Raw genomic sequence first — 16,817 nt, 5'->3', positions numbered from 1 at the left:
ACTAGAGACGCCAACACACCTACGGTTGGAAAGATGACTTCTGATTATGCCCAATAGATTTCAAGCTGTAGGCAGACGGCAAGCAAGAGAATCCCGATGAGCTGACATCAAGTCAGTGATTCGGGTGAACGAGAGCCGCCAACACACCTACGGTTGGAAAGATGACATCTGATTATGCCCAATAGATTTCAAGCTGTAGGAAGACGGCAAGCAAGAGAATCCCGATGAGCTGACATCAAGTCAGTGATTCGGGTGAACGAGAGCCGCCAACACACCTACGGTTTGAAAGATGACGGGCATAAAAAAGGCAGATCCAATATGGTCTCTGCCTTTCTGGCGAGCGATTTTTCGCCCCTGGGTGTAATAAGTCAATCGTTAAAACAACAAAAAGATAGTTACTCTTACTGCCGGTTTATTCGCTTATGCCTTACGCAGCATAGCATCGATAAACTCTTTCCACGTGCTTAACTCAAATTCAACCATAACATCCTCTCTAATTATCGCGGCCAATTATACGCCTATTTTTTGAACAGTCAAAATTGAAAGTAAGCTACCTAACGGTTGAAATGAGATCTGTCGCAGAGATCTTGAATTTTGCCCTGTCACTGAGTTTCCTCAGCCAGCATTACATCACTTGCCTGTTTTATCATTCGAGAGTAGCGTGCTCAGATATATAGGGGTAAACGCCGTTTTTGACAAAACCCGTTATTGGCAAAATACAGAGCACAACCATGAAACACTCCATCGACTCATTAAAAGAGCTGGGCCGTTATGATGATGCGGTGGCAATGGCGCTGGACTTACTGCGTCGTTCACCAGATAACGCCAGTCTGCTGTATAAGATTGCCTCACTGTATGATGTGCAGGGGTTGGAGTTGCAGGCAATCCCATTCTATCGGGCCGCTATTGAGCACAATCTGGTAGGTAAAGAGTTGCAGGAGGCTTATTTGGGGCTGGGCAGCACTTATCGCGCTCTGGGGTTATATCAAGAGTCACTGGATACATTTGACCGCGCGTTAGCCCATTTCCCACAAGCGAAAGAGATTACCTTATTCCGCGCCATGACACTGTATAACCTCGGTGAAACCAAAGAGGCAGTCGCTGCGTTATTGATATTGCTGGCTGAAACCTCAAACCATCAGGACATCAGCCTCTACCAAAAAGCAATTCGCCAATATGCCGCTAACCTTGACCGTATTGGCTAAATCAACAGCTCAGTTCTGATTACCGCCGCGCTCAACAACGCATAGCCGTCTGGATTCAAATCACATTTTCCCGCATTATGGGCAAATTGCTCCCCTTGAGCCGGGCAGTCGTCTATACGGCTGACCTGATTTGCCATTCTAGCCGAGGTATTATTTTTCCATGTCAGATAGCCTAGCCACTCCATCATTGCGCCTTTATGGCATTAAAAATTGCGATACCATAAAAAAGGCCCGCCGCTGGCTGGAAGAGCAAGGTATTGCCTATCAGTTTCACGATTATCGTGCAGACGGATTGAGTGACGAACGCCTGCAAGGTTTTATCGATCAACTGGGTTGGGAACCATTGCTCAATACGCGCGGTACCACCTGGCGTAAATTGCCACAAGCCCAACGTGATGCAATAACCGATGCTCTGGCCGCCAAAGCGCTGATGCTAGAACAGCCAGCCATAATTAAACGCCCGCTACTGGAAGCCACCAATGGCGAAATGCTGCTGGGCTTCAAAACTGAAAGTTATCAACTTTTTATTCAACAACATAATATTAAACAACACGTTATCGAGGTGCAATAACATGATCTGTCCGGTAATCGAACTGGCCCAACAATTAATTAAACGCCCGTCGCTCAGCCCTTCTGATGCGGGCTGCCAGGCGATCATGATTAAGCGCTTAGAGGCTATCGGTTTTACGGTAGAACCTATGAATTTTGGCGATACCCTTAATTTCTGGGCCTGGCGCGGCGAAGGTGAAACCTTGGCATTTGCCGGTCATACCGATGTGGTCCCCACCGGTGATGAAAGCCATTGGAGCAGCCCACCGTTTGAACCGACCATTCGTGATGGCATGCTGTATGGCCGTGGTGCCGCCGATATGAAAGGTTCACTGGCTGCAATGGTGGTCGCCGCCGAACGTTTTGTCGCGGCTCATCCAGAACATAAAGGCCGGCTGGCATTTATGATTACCTCCGATGAAGAAGCCAAGGCCATTAACGGTACGGTCAAAGTCGTGAATGCGTTGATGGCGCGTAACGAGCGGCTGGATTACTGTCTGGTTGGCGAACCCTCCAGTACTGACCGAGTCGGCGATGTGGTGAAAAATGGCCGCCGGGGTTCTATTACTGCCAACTTGCGTATCCATGGAATTCAAGGGCACGTGGCCTATCCTCATTTAGCGGATAATCCGGTTCACCGTGCCATGCCAGCCCTGAATGAGCTGGTTGCTACACAATGGGATGAAGGCAATGAGTTCTTCCCCGCCACCAGTATGCAGATCGCCAATTTGCATGCCGGAACCGGCAGCAATAATGTGATTCCCGGTGAGTTCTATGTGCAGTTCAACTTCCGTTTCAGTACAGAACTGACTGACAGCATGATTAAGCAGCGCGTAGAGGCGCTGTTGAAACGCCATCAACTAAATTACACCCTCGAGTGGGTGTTGTCTGGTCAACCCTTTCTTACCGCAAGGGGTGCGCTGGTCGATGCAGTAATTAATGCTGTTGAGCACTACACTGAAATCACGCCGCAACTGTTAACCACCGGGGGCACCTCTGATGGCCGTTTTATCGCGTTAATGGGTGCTCAAGTGGTGGAGTTAGGGCCGGTTAATGCCACTATCCATAAAGTGAATGAATGTGTTCACGCCGCTGACTTGCAACTACTGAGCCGGATGTATCAGCGAATTATGGAGCAGCTCATCGCATGACAGCTAATACATTAACACCAGAGATGCTTACCGGCCGTTCAACCGATCATCTGACGGTGTTAAGCGGCAACCATCGCCTGCAACCACAAGCTGTTGCGGCCTTTCAGGCTATGCAACAAGCCGCTAAACGAGCGGGGTTTGATTTACAACCTGCCAGCACTTTTCGCGATTTTGACCGCCAATTAGCGATCTGGAATGGTAAATTTCGTGGTGAGCGACCAGTATTAGATAAAGACAGCCAGCCGATAGAGATTTGCCAACTTGATGCTCAGGCTCGTTGTGAGGCTATTTTACGCTGGTCTGCCCTGCCGGGAGCCAGCCGCCATCACTGGGGCAGTGATCTGGATATTTACGATCCCTCCCTGTTGCCCGCAGAGACTAAATTACAGCTGGAGCCATGGGAATACCAAGCGAGTGGCTATTTTTATCCGTTGACCCAGTGGCTGGATGTTCATATGGCTGAATTTGGTTTTTACCGGCCATTTAGCGAGGATAACGGCGGTATTGCAGCAGAACCTTGGCACCTAAGTTATCGCCCGTTAGCTGCGGCGGCGGAACATTTACTGACACCCAACATTCTACTAGAAGCTTGGCAATCACAGGATGTGGCAGGCAGTGAGTGGCTGACAAGCCATTTACCCATGATTTTTTCGCGATTTATTCATACCCTATAGATTCCAAGATGCAGGAAGTCGGCAAGCGAGAATAAGGTTGATTAATCCCGACGTGCTTACGCAGTCAGGTGATTCAGGTTCTTGAGTGCAGCCACACCGGCAGTTTGAAAGATGACAGGTATATCAACGGAAGGAACTTAACCATGCACTGGTTAGCAGATTATTGGTGGATCATACTTATCCTGCTTGCGGGTATTATCTTAAACGGCATCAAAGAGTTACGCCGTCTTGATCATAAAAGCTTTTTAAAAAACAAACCAGAATTACCACCTCATCGCGATAACAATGCGCAATGGGACGACGATGACGACTGGCCGGATAAGAACAAGAAAAAATAAGTAAAGCTCGAGTCACATCAAACGAAGGGGCCAGCCCCCTTCGTCAGGGTGAATTACCTCGCTGCAATATCGTCACGCAAATGGTCGATAGCCAGTTTGAGCATTGGTTGATTAATACCATGCCCAGTATTGGCATCCAGACTCAGTGTTACGCGGCAGCCCAAAGCCATTAAGCTACTGGTTGCAGCCTTGGCATGTTCCACACGAATCACCCCATCCTGCTCACCATGAATAAAATGGATCACCACGTCAGCGATGGGTTGCTGTGGTAACGTCGCAAAACGGCCACTAAACGCAATAACTTGCCCGGCTAACTGCGGCTGAGCTTTCACCCCCTCCAATGACATAATCGTGCCCTGCGAAAAACCGACCAGGGTGGTCTGCTGTGCCCCAAGGCCACTCTTCTGTTGCCAATAACGTATAATATCAATGAATTGCGACATCACCGCATTAACTCGCTCCTGACGATTATCCTCAGTAACACCTTGCACTGAGAACCACTGACGCCCACTCCCCATGTTGCTGGCGAATATACCATCAACACTGACGACCAGCGCCTGAGGAAAGGCTTGTGCAAAATGGCTACCGACCGGTGCCATTCCAGCGGCGCTATCACCAACACCATGAAACAATAATATTAATTGTTCTGGCGTTGCCGGTTGCTGCACTACGATAGAAGTCTGATTCATCAAGCGGCCTTTAATCATTAAATGACAATAACGTTACTATACGCTGCAGGTTTCGGAGAGATATTGGGTTTTATTGATGGAGTTGGTGGGAATTATTGAAGGTAACGGCGGATGCGGGATCTGACTCGGTGGATAGTCGATTGCTCGAGTAATTTATTATCAACAAAACAGGCCAATTAGCCTGTATTCATTATCATTATAAGCAGATGAGATCAAAGCGGTTTTACTATCACTTCACCTTTGCGCTCAGCAACTTCTTTAGCAGCCATAAATCGTTTGAACATTTCGACTTTGCCATCATGAATCGCTTTAAAATCAATTTTACCCTTCGTGTGGGTAGTGCCGCGTTCGTATCGCATAACAAGCCCCATCATTTAGGTAGGTGAGATTACGCTCTCTGGCAAACCGCTTAACATACCTTGGATATATCGTATTAAGGCTTCGTTCTCAGCAGAGAAATACAGACGTTGTGTGCTTTCAATGTCAACCACCCTAAGCATGAAGTCAACTAACGCGCTATAGAGATAATGTAACTCATGTAGCAATAGGTCAATTGAGCCTTCAGGCTTTGCAAATATCTGTGTCGGGTTTAGCTCTTCCTGCTGCCACAGGATCTAAAGAGGGGGGGGACAGAACATTAGCCTCACGGTGATGGAACGTTTTTCATCTCCCGCAAAAACAAATTCAATATCAATGTACCCCATGCCATCTTCAATTTTTACTAATCCTTCAGTGACCAATCTGTGCGTGTGCATCTAGCCTGGTATCCTCGCTATACTCATCCTGAATATGGCGAATACCTTACCTTAAGAGCCTCTTCGACACATCATGAGAAATTGAGTTTTAAGACAATAAAAGATAACTGTCATCAACCCTCTGCCATCCCCTCGGCTGCCTCTTGCCGCCACCGTGCTACTAATGCTTTTCGCCCTGTGAGGGCTAGATTATTAACAATCTGCGCGGGCGAAATACCTTGCTGTAAATAATACCGTAATGCAGGAAGGGGTAATTGGCTGCGTAATAATAAACGCTGTAGAGCGGGTAAGCTCGCTTCTAACGGCCGAAAAGCAAAGGCAAAACCAGCCAGTTCACGCCAGTCGTCGTCATTTAAGGAAATGTCAGGTTGTTGAGGCGGGGATAACGATAAGGGCGTTGGGATGTCTACCCATTGTTGCAACCAATACCAATCACGCTCTAATTGCTGCCGTGCTGCCTCACAGAGCGATTGCCCCGCCGGACTCAAGGGTGATACCGCCATTGCCGCGTAACAGCCGCTGCTGGCTTCCTTATGGCTACCAATACGCACCAGATGAAAGCCACAGGCACGCCAGAAGCATTCTAATTCGGGGGTATAACCAAAACTGACTGAAATATAATCAAGCCTCTCGCGCAGCCCACACGCAAGCTCGGCGGCAATCATCTGCCGGGCTATCCCCTGCTGCCGCCATGACGGTGCGACGGCGACTCGACTGATTCGCCGCGACCGTAAGGTGGGTGCATGCCATTGCCCACTATGTGCCGCCAGTGACTGAGCCACCAAACTCCCCTTTGGCCGCCGTTTCCCTGCCCAAACGGCATGGGCTAATGCACTGCTAAGCCCCCCCTCATCCACCAGCCACAGTGCACCAATGACTGAATCAGCCACCTTGGCCGCAGAAAAATGCATCCCCGGCGCATCCATCAAACGCCGCAAATCAAGAGGGGTGGTGCGATAATGCGCACTGGCAAGCAAACCATAAAAACGTCGCAGCAATTCGGGGTAGTGCAGCCAATCGCGCTGCTTACAGGGCATAATATCGACTGACGCTGAGAGAGATTCGCGGCACGGTAGCTCATCGTCAAATAGCATAACTTCATCCACGACACGCTCTAGCGGATCACCGCTGGCCCAACGAATAGGGTCTGTTAGCGCCAAAGGGTGCCAATCGTGTAGTGTTGTACAGAACTTCAACAAGAAACCACGCCCGGTGCCTTCGTAACCCTGTACGGTGGTGGTTAATAATGCCCGTGGGAAGTACACCAATAACGCCGATAGGAGTGTGGCAGGGATAGCCGCAGCCTCATCAATCAATAACCAGTCAATGCCGCTGACATCGTTTAACCGACAGTAGTCTAATAGTGCATCCGGCGCCCAGAAGTGCGCTCGTTCTCCCGCGCACTGATTCAGCACTTGTGTGGCCGCTTTACCCGGCCCGGTAACCCAGCAGCGACCGGGCCACTGCGCTACCAACATACCGGCCAGCGTCGATTTACCGCGCCCACGGGCTGCCGTCAGCACCCAAGTGCCGCGTTCTGCCTGCATTAGGCGTTGAAGGATAGTTTGCTGTTCCGTGGTAGGAGAACCGTCGGGCTGCTGCCAGTCTGGGCGAGAGTACACCATAGGCATAGCTAGCGGCTGGTTCTGTTGCCACAAAATAACATCAGGATCAGCCTGAAGTTGACGTTGCAGATGGTGAATAAAATTCGGTGTAGTGATGGGGGTTAGTTGTTCACTCCAGCGCAAACTATCAGCGTCTGGTAAGCACGGCCACCTATCCCACTGCGGCACTAATAGCACCAGCCAGCTCCCAGCTTGCAATGCGCCGGCCAGCACCGCCAGTGCTTCGGTATTCAAACCATCGGTGGCATCAAATACGCCATGTAACCCTTCCTGCCCGAGTAAGGTTTTTGCCGCTGTCGGGTGAATTGCATTGCCAGTGTCAGGGGCCTGTTCTGCTATCCATAACCAATCACCCGGCAATTGCTGACGCAGATTTAATGCCTGCTGGCGCGACCAATCCGCGCAACCGCTGAGGACCAGTAAACGCCGTATCCCCTGCCGTGCCATTAGTGGTTGGCTGAGCACAATTTGATGGATCACGTTACGATTTACCGATCACCAGTGAAAGCAAGCCCGCGGCGATCAACGGCCCAACCGGAACGCCTCTGAATAACGCAACCCCCAGTACCGTTCCGACCAATAGCCCTGCCACCACGGACGGTTGGTGAGTCATCAACGACACGCCACGCCCGCCTAACCAAGAGACCGCAACCCCGACCACAATGGCTAATATCGATTTCCACTGCACAAAGGAGTGCAGCACCTCGCTGGCGCTAATTTTACCACTAGCAATCGGCGTCATCACGCCAATGGTCAGAATCAAAATACCGATGGTTAAGCCATACTTTTCTATCCATGGGAAAAACTGATTTAACGGAGTAATACGAATGGCGAGTAGTGTCAGAATAGCTAATGTGACGGTCATATTGTGGCTAATGATGCCAAGCGCAGCCAACGCCAATAGAATCAATAAAGTTGGATCAAGAGCGGCCATGGTTATCCCTGCCTTGCAATAAATGCCGGCAGCTAGCGTGCCGGTAAGAGGAAAGTGGTCTTATGATAATCTATTTATACTTTTCGTACCTGACGCTACAGCGCTGTTCGCTGTAACGCCAATGATTTTAGCTGATCAGTTTAACGGGTGGAGAACGTGTTGCAGCTATTAGGATCACCGCTATCGAAACCACGTTTAAACCAGGTATAGCGCTGTTGTGATGTGCCATGAGTGAAGCTATCGGGGACGACACGCCCTTGCCTTTGCTGCTGTAAGCGATCATCCCCAATCGCCTGTGCCGCATTTAGTGCCGCTTGTAAATCACCCACTTCCAACACCTGCTGGTCTTCCATCGCTTTGCCCCACACACCGGCAAAGCAGTCCGCCTGCAATTCCATTTTGACCGAGAGACGATTAGCTTCAGCCTGAGATGCACCCTGCTGCTGCTGACGCACTTTAGTATCAATACCCATCAAATGCTGCACATGGTGGCCAACTTCATGAGCAATCACATAGGCCTGAGCAAAGTCGCCCCCCGCCCCCAGTTTATTCTTCATATCTTCATAGAAAGATAAGTCGATATAAACCGTGCTATCTGCTGGGCAATAAAACGGCCCCATAACGGACTGACCGGTACCGCAACCGGTGCGCGTTGCACCACGATACATCACCAGTTTAGGCTCCTGATAGGTGCGCCCCATCTTTTGGAAAATAGGTTTCCAGGCGTCTTCTGTATCCGCCAGAACGACCGAGGTGAATTTGGCATATTGGTCATCTTTAGTGCTGACTGAACTTGGAGAACGTGGCTGTGTTTGAGTTTGTGACATCGGATCACTGCCATTTAACAGCGGGGTCAAGTCAACCCCGTAGTAGCCCGCAACCAACACCACAATCAGAATAACAATACCGCCCTTGCCGCCAATCGGAGGCCGGAACCCACCACCGCCCCCGGATGCGTCCCCGCGCCTATCTTCTACATTGTCACTTTCACGACGACCTTGCCAACGCATAGCAATACTCCCAGATATTTTCCTTACATATTATCGTAGGAAATCTGTCGAGCTAATACCATTAAAAGCTTAAATGATTGGTGTTATTAGGGGAGTTGGGCATTCAAATACATGCTCAAAGTACTTAGCGGCACAACCAGACGGCAAGTGAGAGACAAATCTGTCTGGAGCAGAACTAAACGCTGCTTGCTGCGGCTGGCCCAAAGAGGGGCTGAGTGGTGAACATAGCTAACAATGCTGTAGCGTTAAGAAAGAAAAGCATGGGGGAGATAGCGACTATCTCCCCTGCGCCAGACAAAACGGAATCGATTGCGCGGTTAGTCTAATTTTACGCCGATACGGTGTGCAACTTCTTCGTAGGCTTCAATCAAACCACCCAGGCTTTGACGGTAACGGTCTTTGTCCATCTTGTTCAGGGTTTCCTTATCCCATAAACGGCTGCCATCAGGTGAGAACTCATCACCCAACACCACTTCATCACCGAACAAACCGAACTCCAACTTGAAGTCCACCAGGATTAAACCGGCATCATCAAACAGTTTACTCAACACATCATTCGCCAGATAGCTCAGCTCTTTCATGCGGGCCAATTGTGCTTCTGTCGCCCAGCCAAAGGTCTTGCAATAAGACTCATTGACCATTGGGTCATGCATGGCATCGTTTTTCAAAAACAGGTCGAACAGTGGTGGGTTTAGTTGCAAACCTTCTTCTATTCCTAAGCGTTTTACCAACGAGCCTGCGGCACGGTTACGGATAACACACTCAACTGGGATCATTTCCAGTTTTTTGACCAACACTTCGGTATCTGACAGCAAGCGTTCCATTTGCGTTGGAATACCGGCTTCTTCCAATTTAGTCATAATGAAATAGTTAAATTTGTTATTTACCATTCCTTTACGATCGAATTGTTCAATGCGCTGACCATCCAGTGCTGACGTATCGTTACGGAACTCCAATACCAATAGGTCAGGATTTTCGGTGGTATAGACGGTCTTCGCCTTCCCACGATACAACTCAGCTAGCTTTTGCATCTTATTACTCCAGTGATATGCGATAAACAGACCTTTCGTGCTTGAAGCCGCAGGGGTTAGCGCGTTCGCTCACCCGAATCACTTACCGATGTAAGTTCATCGGAATTTGTTCACTTGCCGCCGTCCTGTAACTCCAGTTACTTTAGGTATAAATAAGGAAAGGGGCCGAAGCCCCTTTGATTTTATTTGGTACTTGTAGCACCAGTTTGGCTAAATGCTGCCTGGAACACCGCGACCAGAGCATCGTTCTGAGACTGAGTCAGAGTATGCCCTTTCGGACCGATGAACTGTAAGCTACTGCGGTTATCGAGATCACCGACCTGTAACTTATAATCGCCTTCTGGCAATTCAGGGTCTTTGGCACCCAACGCATCCCAACTGCCGCTACTCATGGATTTATTGGTAACGTTAATCGAACCTTGTGGGCGGCTACGATCAGTAACCTTCATGCCAATCTTCTCAAGGGCGGCTGGCAGACGTTCCCACAATACAGCATAAGGGGCACGTACAATCAGTTGCGGTAAACCAGTATCATCGCTGCCGCTTTGAACATCTAGCGTGCCGACTTTACGGGAAGCCTGACTGCTTTCGCTATCAGAACGCACCTTATCCAGACCTTCGATAATGGCATTCAGCATTGCACCGTTGTAGCGCTGGATTTCGGTATAGCTGGTGACCGGTTGCCCACCTTGCTGTAAAGCAAGAGATTTCACCACTAACACCAACTGATAACCTTGCTCCTGCACGCTTATCTGATAACGGCCTTCAAACTGCACGTCTTCATCTGCACGGTTCCATTTGACCCAGTCAGTTGTCAACGTTTGGCTGGCATCCTGACGGCTGGCTATCGCCCAGTTTTTATCCTGTAGAACGCGGGTAACTTGCGCCCAAAGATTACGGTTTTGCGGGCTATTCTCTAACAATAGCTTACTGGTATCGTTAGCATTTTCAGCGCGAGAACCGCTAAGCAATGCCAGTGGTTGTACCGGAGGACGGATGTCCAACTGTTTGCCCACAGCACCTTGAGAGTTGACGGAACGGATATCAAACTCACCATTTTGTATCGGCAGAATCATCCCTGCTGGTGAGTTAAGCGGCTTTAGCCCCGGAGCTTCAAGATAAGACTCGTCACCGCCAACCTGGCGTTTGTAGCGTTGGTCAGTGGAGCAACCTGCCAGCAGCATTGCCAGCGAAACACCCACTACCGTTACCACCGTCGACTTTTGCAATGTTATTGCCATCAAATTTCCCTAAGAGTTACAGCAAACCAGCGCTTTTCAGCGCATCTTCCACAATCCGTTTAGCCGGGTCAGTCAGTGGGGTCATTGGCAGACGAAGAGTGTCATTCGCCATTAATCCCAGCTTCTTCGCGGCCCATTTCACCGGAATTGGGTTTGCTTCTACAAATAAATGCTGATGCAACGGCATCAAGCGCTGATTCAAACGGCGTGCTTCTGCAAAGTTACCCTGTGCAGCCAAGGCACAAAGTTCAGCCATTTCGCGCGCAGCAATGTTAGCTGTCACCGAAATAACCCCTTTACCGCCCAGTTGCATAAAGTCCAGTCCGCTCGCATCGTCACCACTGAGCAGGATGAAATCTTCATCATCAACCAGCACTTGGATCTGACTAACCCGACTTAAGTTCCCTGTTGCTTCTTTAACAGCAACAATATTTTTAATTTTGGCTAAGCGAGCAATGGTCGGCGGTAACATATCGCAACCGGTACGCGAAGGCACATTATAGAGAATTTGTGGCAAATCGGTACTTTCAGCAATCGCTTTGAAGTGTTGATATAACCCTTCCTGCATTGGCCGATTATAATATGGCGTGACAGTCAAACATCCCACCACACCGGTATTATTAAACCGTTGGGTGAGAGAAATTGCTTCGGAGGTGGCATTAGCGCCGGTTCCGGCAATGACTGGGATTCGGCCGTCGGCCAGTTCGAGCGTCTGCATGACCACATCGACATGTTCGTCATGGTTCAGTGTTGCAGACTCACCAGTTGTGCCCACGGAGACAATCGCCGCAGTACCACTGGTTACATGGTAATCAATCAGTTTCTTCAGGCTTGCACGATCGACCGCACCTTTGTCGTCCATCGGCGTTACCAGTGCAACTATGCTTCCTGTAAACATTGGACTTCCCGTAAACATTGCCCACCCCCTCCTTAAACAAGTTCCTCATGGTACTTTTGACCTCTATCCAAAAGCAAGCAAACAACTGTGTTGTAAGCGCTTGGCAGCAGGTTTTTTTTATGTTTACCATGGTAACCCCAAAGAGCATGACAGGAAGAGCGATTTTGCCGCAGCTTGATGAACATTATCTGGTCATTACCGCACTGGGTGCTGACCGCCCAGGAATCGTGAATACCATCACCCGCCATGTCAGTAGCTGCGGTTGTAATATTGAAGATAGCCGGCTAGCCATGTTCGGTGAGGAGTTCACATTTATTATGCTGCTTTCAGGCAGTTGGAATGCGATTACCCTACTGGAGTCCACCTTACCGCAAAAAGGGGCAGAGCTTGATTTGCTAATTGTGATGAAGCGAACCAACGCTCAGGACCAAAAAGCAATGCCTGCCACAGTATGGGTAAAAGTTGAAGTCAATGACTCCCCCCATATTATTGAACGGTTTACCAACTTGTTTCATTGTCACAATATGAATATCGCCGAGTTGGTTTCCAAAACTCAGCCGGCTGAAGGCGGCAACCCCCCTCGGTTGCATATCCAGATTAGTGCGCACAGTCCCGCCAGCCAAAACAGTTCGATAATTGAACACGCTTTTTATCAGCTATGTACAGAACTCAACGCGCAAGGCAGTATTAGCGTTGTGAACTATCCACAGCATGACTCACGAATGGAGAGTTAGTAATGAGCCCATTGAAAGCCGGTGATATAGCGCCGAAGTTTAGTTTGCCCGACCAAGATGGCGAGCAGATTAGTTTGGCCGACTTCCAGGGACAACGTGTCTTGGTCTACTTCTACCCTAAAGCCATGACACCAGGCTGTACTGTTCAGGCCTGCGGTCTGCGCGACAACATGGATGAATTGAAGAAAGCGGGTGTCGAAGTGCTCGGTATTAGTACCGATAAACCTGAAAAGCTGTCACGTTTCGCTGAAAAAGAGCTACTGAACTTCACATTGCTGTCTGATGAAGATCATCAGGTCGCAGAGCAGTTTGGTGTCTGGGGCGAAAAAAGCTTTATGGGTAAAACCTACGATGGTATCCACCGTATCAGTTTCTTAATTGATGCCGACGGTAAGGTGGAGCATGTGTTTGATAATTTCAAAACCACCAACCACCACGATATCGTAGTGGATTACTTGCGCCAAAGTGCCTGAGTGATTAGTTAGTCAGAAGAGCAAAAAAAGAGCGCTCAAACGCTCTTTTTTATTCGTCATATCTTCATATACTCTAAATAATTCGAGTTGCAGGAAGGCGGCAACTAAGTGAAGCCCCAAGAGCTTACATAAGTAAGTGACTGGGGTGAACGAAGGCAGCCAACGCAGATGCAGCTTGAAGTATGACGAGTATAAGTTAATCTGCGTCGGGGATAAACTCCTCCGGCCAGGCATGAATAACCGCTTTCACCAGCGTAGCTAACGGGATGGCAAAGAATACCCCCCAAAAGCCCCACATGCCGCCAAAAATGATCACTGACAGAATAATCACCAAAGGATGTAGGTTTACGGCCTCAGAGAACAGTACCGGCACCAGCAAGTTACCATCCAGCCCTTGTACTACCAGATAGGCGATAAAAAGTGTCCAGAAATCGGCCCCAACCCCCCACTGGAATAACGCCACCAACACTACTGGAATAGTGACAATCACTGCGCCAATATAAGGGATCAGTACCGAGAAGCCGACTAACACCGCCAATAACAGCGCGTAATTCATACCCATAACAAAGAACACTAAATACGTGGCGATGCCAACAATCACCATCTCCAATACTTTGCCACGAATATAATTGGTTATCTGCTGGTTCATTTCCAGCCAGACTTGTCCAGCCAGACCGCGATTACGCGGTAAAATACGCCGTACTGCATTCAGCATCTGCTCTTTATCTTTGAGCAGGAAAAACAGCATCAGTGGCACCAGAATCAAATAAATTGCCAATGTCAGTAAACCTATCAATGAAGCGAGAGAGATTTTAACCACGGACTCCCCCATCCCCGACAGCTTGCTTCGCAGATTTTCTGCCATCATATCGACAATGCCGGCATCCACCAGCGCGGGATAACGCGAAGGTAATGTCTGAGAAAACGCATTGAATTTATTAAGCATTTTCGGCATATCTGATATCAGATTATTGCCCTGTTGCCACACCGTTGGCGCCACAACAAATACCGCCAGTAGTGTGATACCACCGAAAATCACCAGTACGATACTGGCCGCCCATGGGCGCGAACAACCAATACGTTGTAATCGGGCGGTTGGCCATTCTAACAAATACGCCAACACGATCGCCGCCAGCAGAGGAGCCAAAATGCCACTGAAGAAGTAGAGAATGCAGAATCCAGCCAACAGAATAACCAATAAAGCGATAACCTGCGGGTCGGTAAAACGCCGACGATACCACTGTAACAACAGCTCTAGCATCCGTAATTGCTCCTTAAGTGCCATGAGAGATCGACAAATTAGTCGATCCCTTTAACCGCCCCGACATGCAGGGACATAACGAAGGTAAATTGTTTTCGTCAGACGTTCCCTTATCTCCACATGCTGGCTAAGATAGTTGCGGGCCTCAGCACGGATGTTGAGCTTAACCTTTGACGTATTTGATGCTATTTATGTGATCTATACCCAATTGTACTGGAGAGTAGAGTAAGGAAGAAGAACTCTTACACATCTCGGAGTCTAATTGTCATTACATTAGCAAGGGCAGCCTCGTTTATGACTTATCGGTTAACTAAAACAGGTCGGTTAAGTAAGACAATGATCGCCACACTACTCAGTAGCTTGCTGCTCACTGGCACAATACCTGCCAGCGCTGAGACACAAGACCTGCTGCCCGATATTGGTACCTCTGCGGGTGCCACTTTGAGTATCGATCAGGAAAAGGCAATGGGGGATTTTTATGTCCGCCAAATGCGCGCCAGCACACCGCTGATTTATGACCCGCTATTGACTCAATATATCAATACGCTGGGTAATCGGCTGGTCGCCAATGCCTACTCAGTACGTACGCCGTTTCATTTCTATTTAGTGAATAACGATCAAATTAACGCTTTTGCTTTCTTCGGTGGCAATGTGGTGATCCACTCTGCCCTGTTCCGCTATACCGAAAACGAAAGTGAACTAGCATCTGTATTAGCACATGAAATATCTCATGTGACTCAACGCCATCTGGCGCGCGCGATGGAAGAACAGCAAAGAATGGCGCCGCTGACGTGGGTCGGGGTACTAGGTTCTATTCTGTTAACCATGGCCAGCCCACAAGCAGGGATGGCGGGTTTGAGCGGCACGTTAGCAGGCGCTCAACAAGGCGTCATCAGCTTTACTCAAGGCAACGAACAGGAAGCTGACCGTATAGGTATTCAGGTATTACAGCGTTCGGGGTTTGATCCGCAGGCCATGCCTAACTTCCTGCAAAAATTAGCCGATCAGTCACGATATACATCAAAACCACCGGAAATGCTGCTGACTCACCCCTTACCAGATAGCCGTTTATCTGATGCGCGTAACCGTGCTAATCAGATGAAACCGCACCCTATCGCGTCATCACAAGATTACTTATTCGCCAAAGTTCGTATTCTGGGCATGTATGGCTCAACTGAGAACAGCCTCACGCCAGACCTGCTGGAAACATTGAGTAAAGGCACGGTGCGCGAGCAATTGGCGGCCAAATACGGTCAGGCCATTTTATGGTATCAGGCCAAAAAGTACGATGAAGCCCGCAATCTGTTACAGCCCCTGTTAGCGCAACAACCGGGCAATATTTGGTTCCTTGATTTGATGACTGATATCGATCTGGGGCAAAACAAAGCCGCCGCCGCCATTGCCCGCCTTCAAGCGGCAACCGCTAAACAAAATGATGAGCCGGTGTTGCAATTGAACCTGGCCAACGCTTATGTCCAAGGTGGCCAACCGGCGGCAGCAGTCAAGATACTAAATCGCTACACCTTTGCTAATCCAAACGACCCTAATGGCTGGGATCTGTTAGCCCAGGCAGCAGCTGCACTGGGTTTACGTGATCAGGAACTGGCTGCTCGGGCAGAGAGCCTGGCTTTGAGCGGCAAATTGCCACAGGCCATCGGCCTGCTCAGCGATGCCAGTGCTCGGGTGAAATTGGGGAGTCTGGAACAGGCGCGTTATGATGCGCGCATTGACCAGTTACGCCAGCTAGATAAGCGCTTCCAGAAATACCAGAAGTCTTAAGGAAATTTATCATGAAAGATGTCACGTTTTATCATAATCCACGCTGCTCTAAAAGCCGGGAAACCCTCGCGCTGGTTGAACAGCAGGGGATTCAGCCACAGGTCATATTATATTTAGACAATCCACCGTCTGTGGCGGGGTTAAAAGCGTTACTGCAACAACTCGGCTTTCATGACGCGCGGCAGCTTATGCGCACCAAAGAAGATCTCTACCGAACACTGAATTTGGCAGATGAGACACTGACTCAGGATCAGTTACTGCAAGCGATGAGCGATAATCCAAAACTTATCGAGCGCCCAATTGTGGTTTATAACGGCCAGGCACGTATCGGCCGCCCGCCTGAGCAGGTGCTTGAGATTTTACCGTAACTTGATTGCAACCCATGATTGAACGCTGCGTATCGAAGCGAGGCCGATGGAAGGACCGAGTCACCAACGCAGCGCCCCCTACCACTTGCCAAAGGAAGGGGA

Annotated in this window: 19 protein-coding genes; 9 read left to right on the top strand and 10 right to left on the bottom strand. The window is 49.3% G+C overall.

Annotated elements, in window-relative coordinates; all coding sequences use genetic code 11:
• The first annotated feature begins 731 nt into the window (after positions 1-731).
• Positions 732-1,205, top strand: a complete 474-nt coding sequence (locus A6J66_023005; protein PNM26763.1) for a tetratricopeptide repeat protein — start codon at positions 732-734, stop codon at positions 1,203-1,205.
• On the opposite strand, the gene A6J66_023000 is transcribed toward A6J66_023005, so the two are convergent.
• On the bottom strand, positions 1,202-1,390 hold the full coding sequence (locus A6J66_023000) for a hypothetical protein (protein ID PNM26762.1): 189 nt from the start codon (positions 1,388-1,390) through the stop codon (positions 1,202-1,204). The genes A6J66_023005 and A6J66_023000 overlap by 4 nt on opposite strands.
• On the opposite strand from A6J66_023000, the gene A6J66_022995 reads away from it, so the two are divergent.
• The 4 genes from A6J66_022995 to A6J66_022980 all read left to right on the top strand — a co-directional run bounded on the left by A6J66_022995 (position 1,366) and on the right by A6J66_022980 (position 3,917).
• Positions 1,366-1,776, top strand: a complete 411-nt coding sequence (locus tag A6J66_022995) for an ArsC family reductase (protein ID PNM26761.1) — start codon at positions 1,366-1,368, stop codon at positions 1,774-1,776. The genes A6J66_023000 and A6J66_022995 overlap by 25 nt on opposite strands.
• A 1-nt stretch (position 1,777) precedes the next feature.
• Complete coding sequence (gene dapE / locus A6J66_022990; protein ID PNM26760.1) at positions 1,778-2,905, top strand: succinyl-diaminopimelate desuccinylase; 1,128 nt, start codon at positions 1,778-1,780, stop codon at positions 2,903-2,905.
• A complete protein-coding gene (locus A6J66_022985) occupies positions 2,902-3,579 on the top strand; it encodes a peptidase M15 (protein ID PNM26759.1) in 678 nt (225 codons plus the stop codon). Before dapE ends, A6J66_022985 begins: the two co-directional genes overlap by 4 nt.
• Before the next feature lie 143 nt (positions 3,580-3,722).
• Positions 3,723-3,917: a hypothetical protein gene (locus tag A6J66_022980; GenBank protein ID PNM26758.1), complete on the top strand. Its 195-nt coding sequence runs from the start codon at positions 3,723-3,725 to the stop codon at positions 3,915-3,917.
• 53 nt (positions 3,918-3,970) lie between these two features.
• Here A6J66_022980 and A6J66_022975 read toward each other — a convergent pair whose 3' ends face one another.
• From A6J66_022975 to A6J66_022945, 7 genes are all read right to left on the bottom strand, one after another.
• Positions 3,971-4,606, bottom strand: a complete 636-nt coding sequence (locus tag A6J66_022975; protein PNM27139.1) for an esterase — start codon at positions 4,604-4,606, stop codon at positions 3,971-3,973.
• A gap of 868 nt (positions 4,607-5,474) precedes the next feature.
• The gene (locus A6J66_022970; protein ID PNM27138.1) at positions 5,475-7,433 is read right to left on the bottom strand and encodes a tRNA cytosine(34) acetyltransferase TmcA; all 1,959 of its coding nucleotides are present in this window, start codon (positions 7,431-7,433) and stop codon (positions 5,475-5,477) included.
• 34 nt (positions 7,434-7,467) lie between these two features.
• Positions 7,468-7,920 carry a DUF441 domain-containing protein gene (locus tag A6J66_022965; protein ID PNM26757.1) on the bottom strand — a complete coding sequence of 151 codons (453 nt, stop codon included), beginning with the start codon at positions 7,918-7,920 and terminating at the stop codon, positions 7,468-7,470.
• Between the two features lie 140 nt (positions 7,921-8,060).
• Positions 8,061-8,930 (bottom strand): hypothetical protein, encoded by an 870-nt coding sequence (locus A6J66_022960; protein PNM26756.1) that lies wholly within the window; start codon positions 8,928-8,930, stop codon positions 8,061-8,063.
• Positions 8,931-9,247: 317 nt separating this feature from the next.
• Positions 9,248-9,961, bottom strand: coding sequence for a phosphoribosylaminoimidazolesuccinocarboxamide synthase (locus tag A6J66_022955; protein ID PNM26755.1), 714 nt, complete (start codon positions 9,959-9,961; stop codon positions 9,248-9,250).
• Positions 9,962-10,143: 182 nt separating this feature from the next.
• Complete coding sequence (locus A6J66_022950; GenBank protein PNM26754.1) at positions 10,144-11,202, bottom strand: outer membrane protein assembly factor BamC; 1,059 nt, start codon at positions 11,200-11,202, stop codon at positions 10,144-10,146.
• Between the two features lie 16 nt (positions 11,203-11,218).
• Positions 11,219-12,100: a 4-hydroxy-tetrahydrodipicolinate synthase gene (locus A6J66_022945; GenBank protein ID PNM26753.1), complete on the bottom strand. Its 882-nt coding sequence runs from the start codon at positions 12,098-12,100 to the stop codon at positions 11,219-11,221.
• A gap of 164 nt (positions 12,101-12,264) precedes the next feature.
• Between A6J66_022945 and A6J66_022940 the strand changes: the two genes are divergently transcribed.
• Together A6J66_022940 and A6J66_022935 are read left to right on the top strand one after the other, a co-directional pair.
• Complete coding sequence (locus tag A6J66_022940) at positions 12,265-12,834, top strand: glycine cleavage system transcriptional repressor (GenBank protein PNM27137.1); 570 nt, start codon at positions 12,265-12,267, stop codon at positions 12,832-12,834.
• 2 nt (positions 12,835-12,836) lie between these two features.
• Positions 12,837-13,307, top strand: coding sequence for a thioredoxin-dependent thiol peroxidase (locus tag A6J66_022935; protein PNM26752.1), 471 nt, complete (start codon positions 12,837-12,839; stop codon positions 13,305-13,307).
• 104 nt (positions 13,308-13,411) lie between these two features.
• On the opposite strand, the gene A6J66_022930 is transcribed toward A6J66_022935, so the two are convergent.
• Both A6J66_022930 and A6J66_022925 read right to left on the bottom strand, forming a co-directional pair.
• The gene (locus tag A6J66_022930) at positions 13,412-13,594 is read right to left on the bottom strand and encodes a hypothetical protein (protein ID PNM26751.1); all 183 of its coding nucleotides are present in this window, start codon (positions 13,592-13,594) and stop codon (positions 13,412-13,414) included.
• Complete coding sequence (locus tag A6J66_022925) at positions 13,504-14,568, bottom strand: AI-2E family transporter (protein PNM26750.1); 1,065 nt, start codon at positions 14,566-14,568, stop codon at positions 13,504-13,506. The genes A6J66_022930 and A6J66_022925 overlap by 91 nt, the downstream gene beginning before the upstream one ends.
• 336 nt (positions 14,569-14,904) lie before the next feature.
• Between A6J66_022925 and A6J66_022920 the strand changes: the two genes are divergently transcribed.
• Positions 14,905-16,347, top strand: a complete 1,443-nt coding sequence (locus A6J66_022920) for a hypothetical protein (protein PNM26749.1) — start codon at positions 14,905-14,907, stop codon at positions 16,345-16,347.
• A gap of 11 nt (positions 16,348-16,358) precedes the next feature.
• Positions 16,359-16,715, top strand: a complete 357-nt coding sequence (arsC, locus tag A6J66_022915) for an arsenate reductase (glutaredoxin) (GenBank protein ID PNM26748.1) — start codon at positions 16,359-16,361, stop codon at positions 16,713-16,715.
• Positions 16,716-16,817: the final 102 nt, after the last annotated feature.

The organism is Yersinia enterocolitica (assembly GCA_002082245.2).
Classification (GTDB): Bacteria; Pseudomonadota; Gammaproteobacteria; order Enterobacterales; family Enterobacteriaceae; genus Yersinia; species Yersinia enterocolitica_E.
This window is presented reverse-complemented; position numbering and strand designations above follow the sequence as displayed.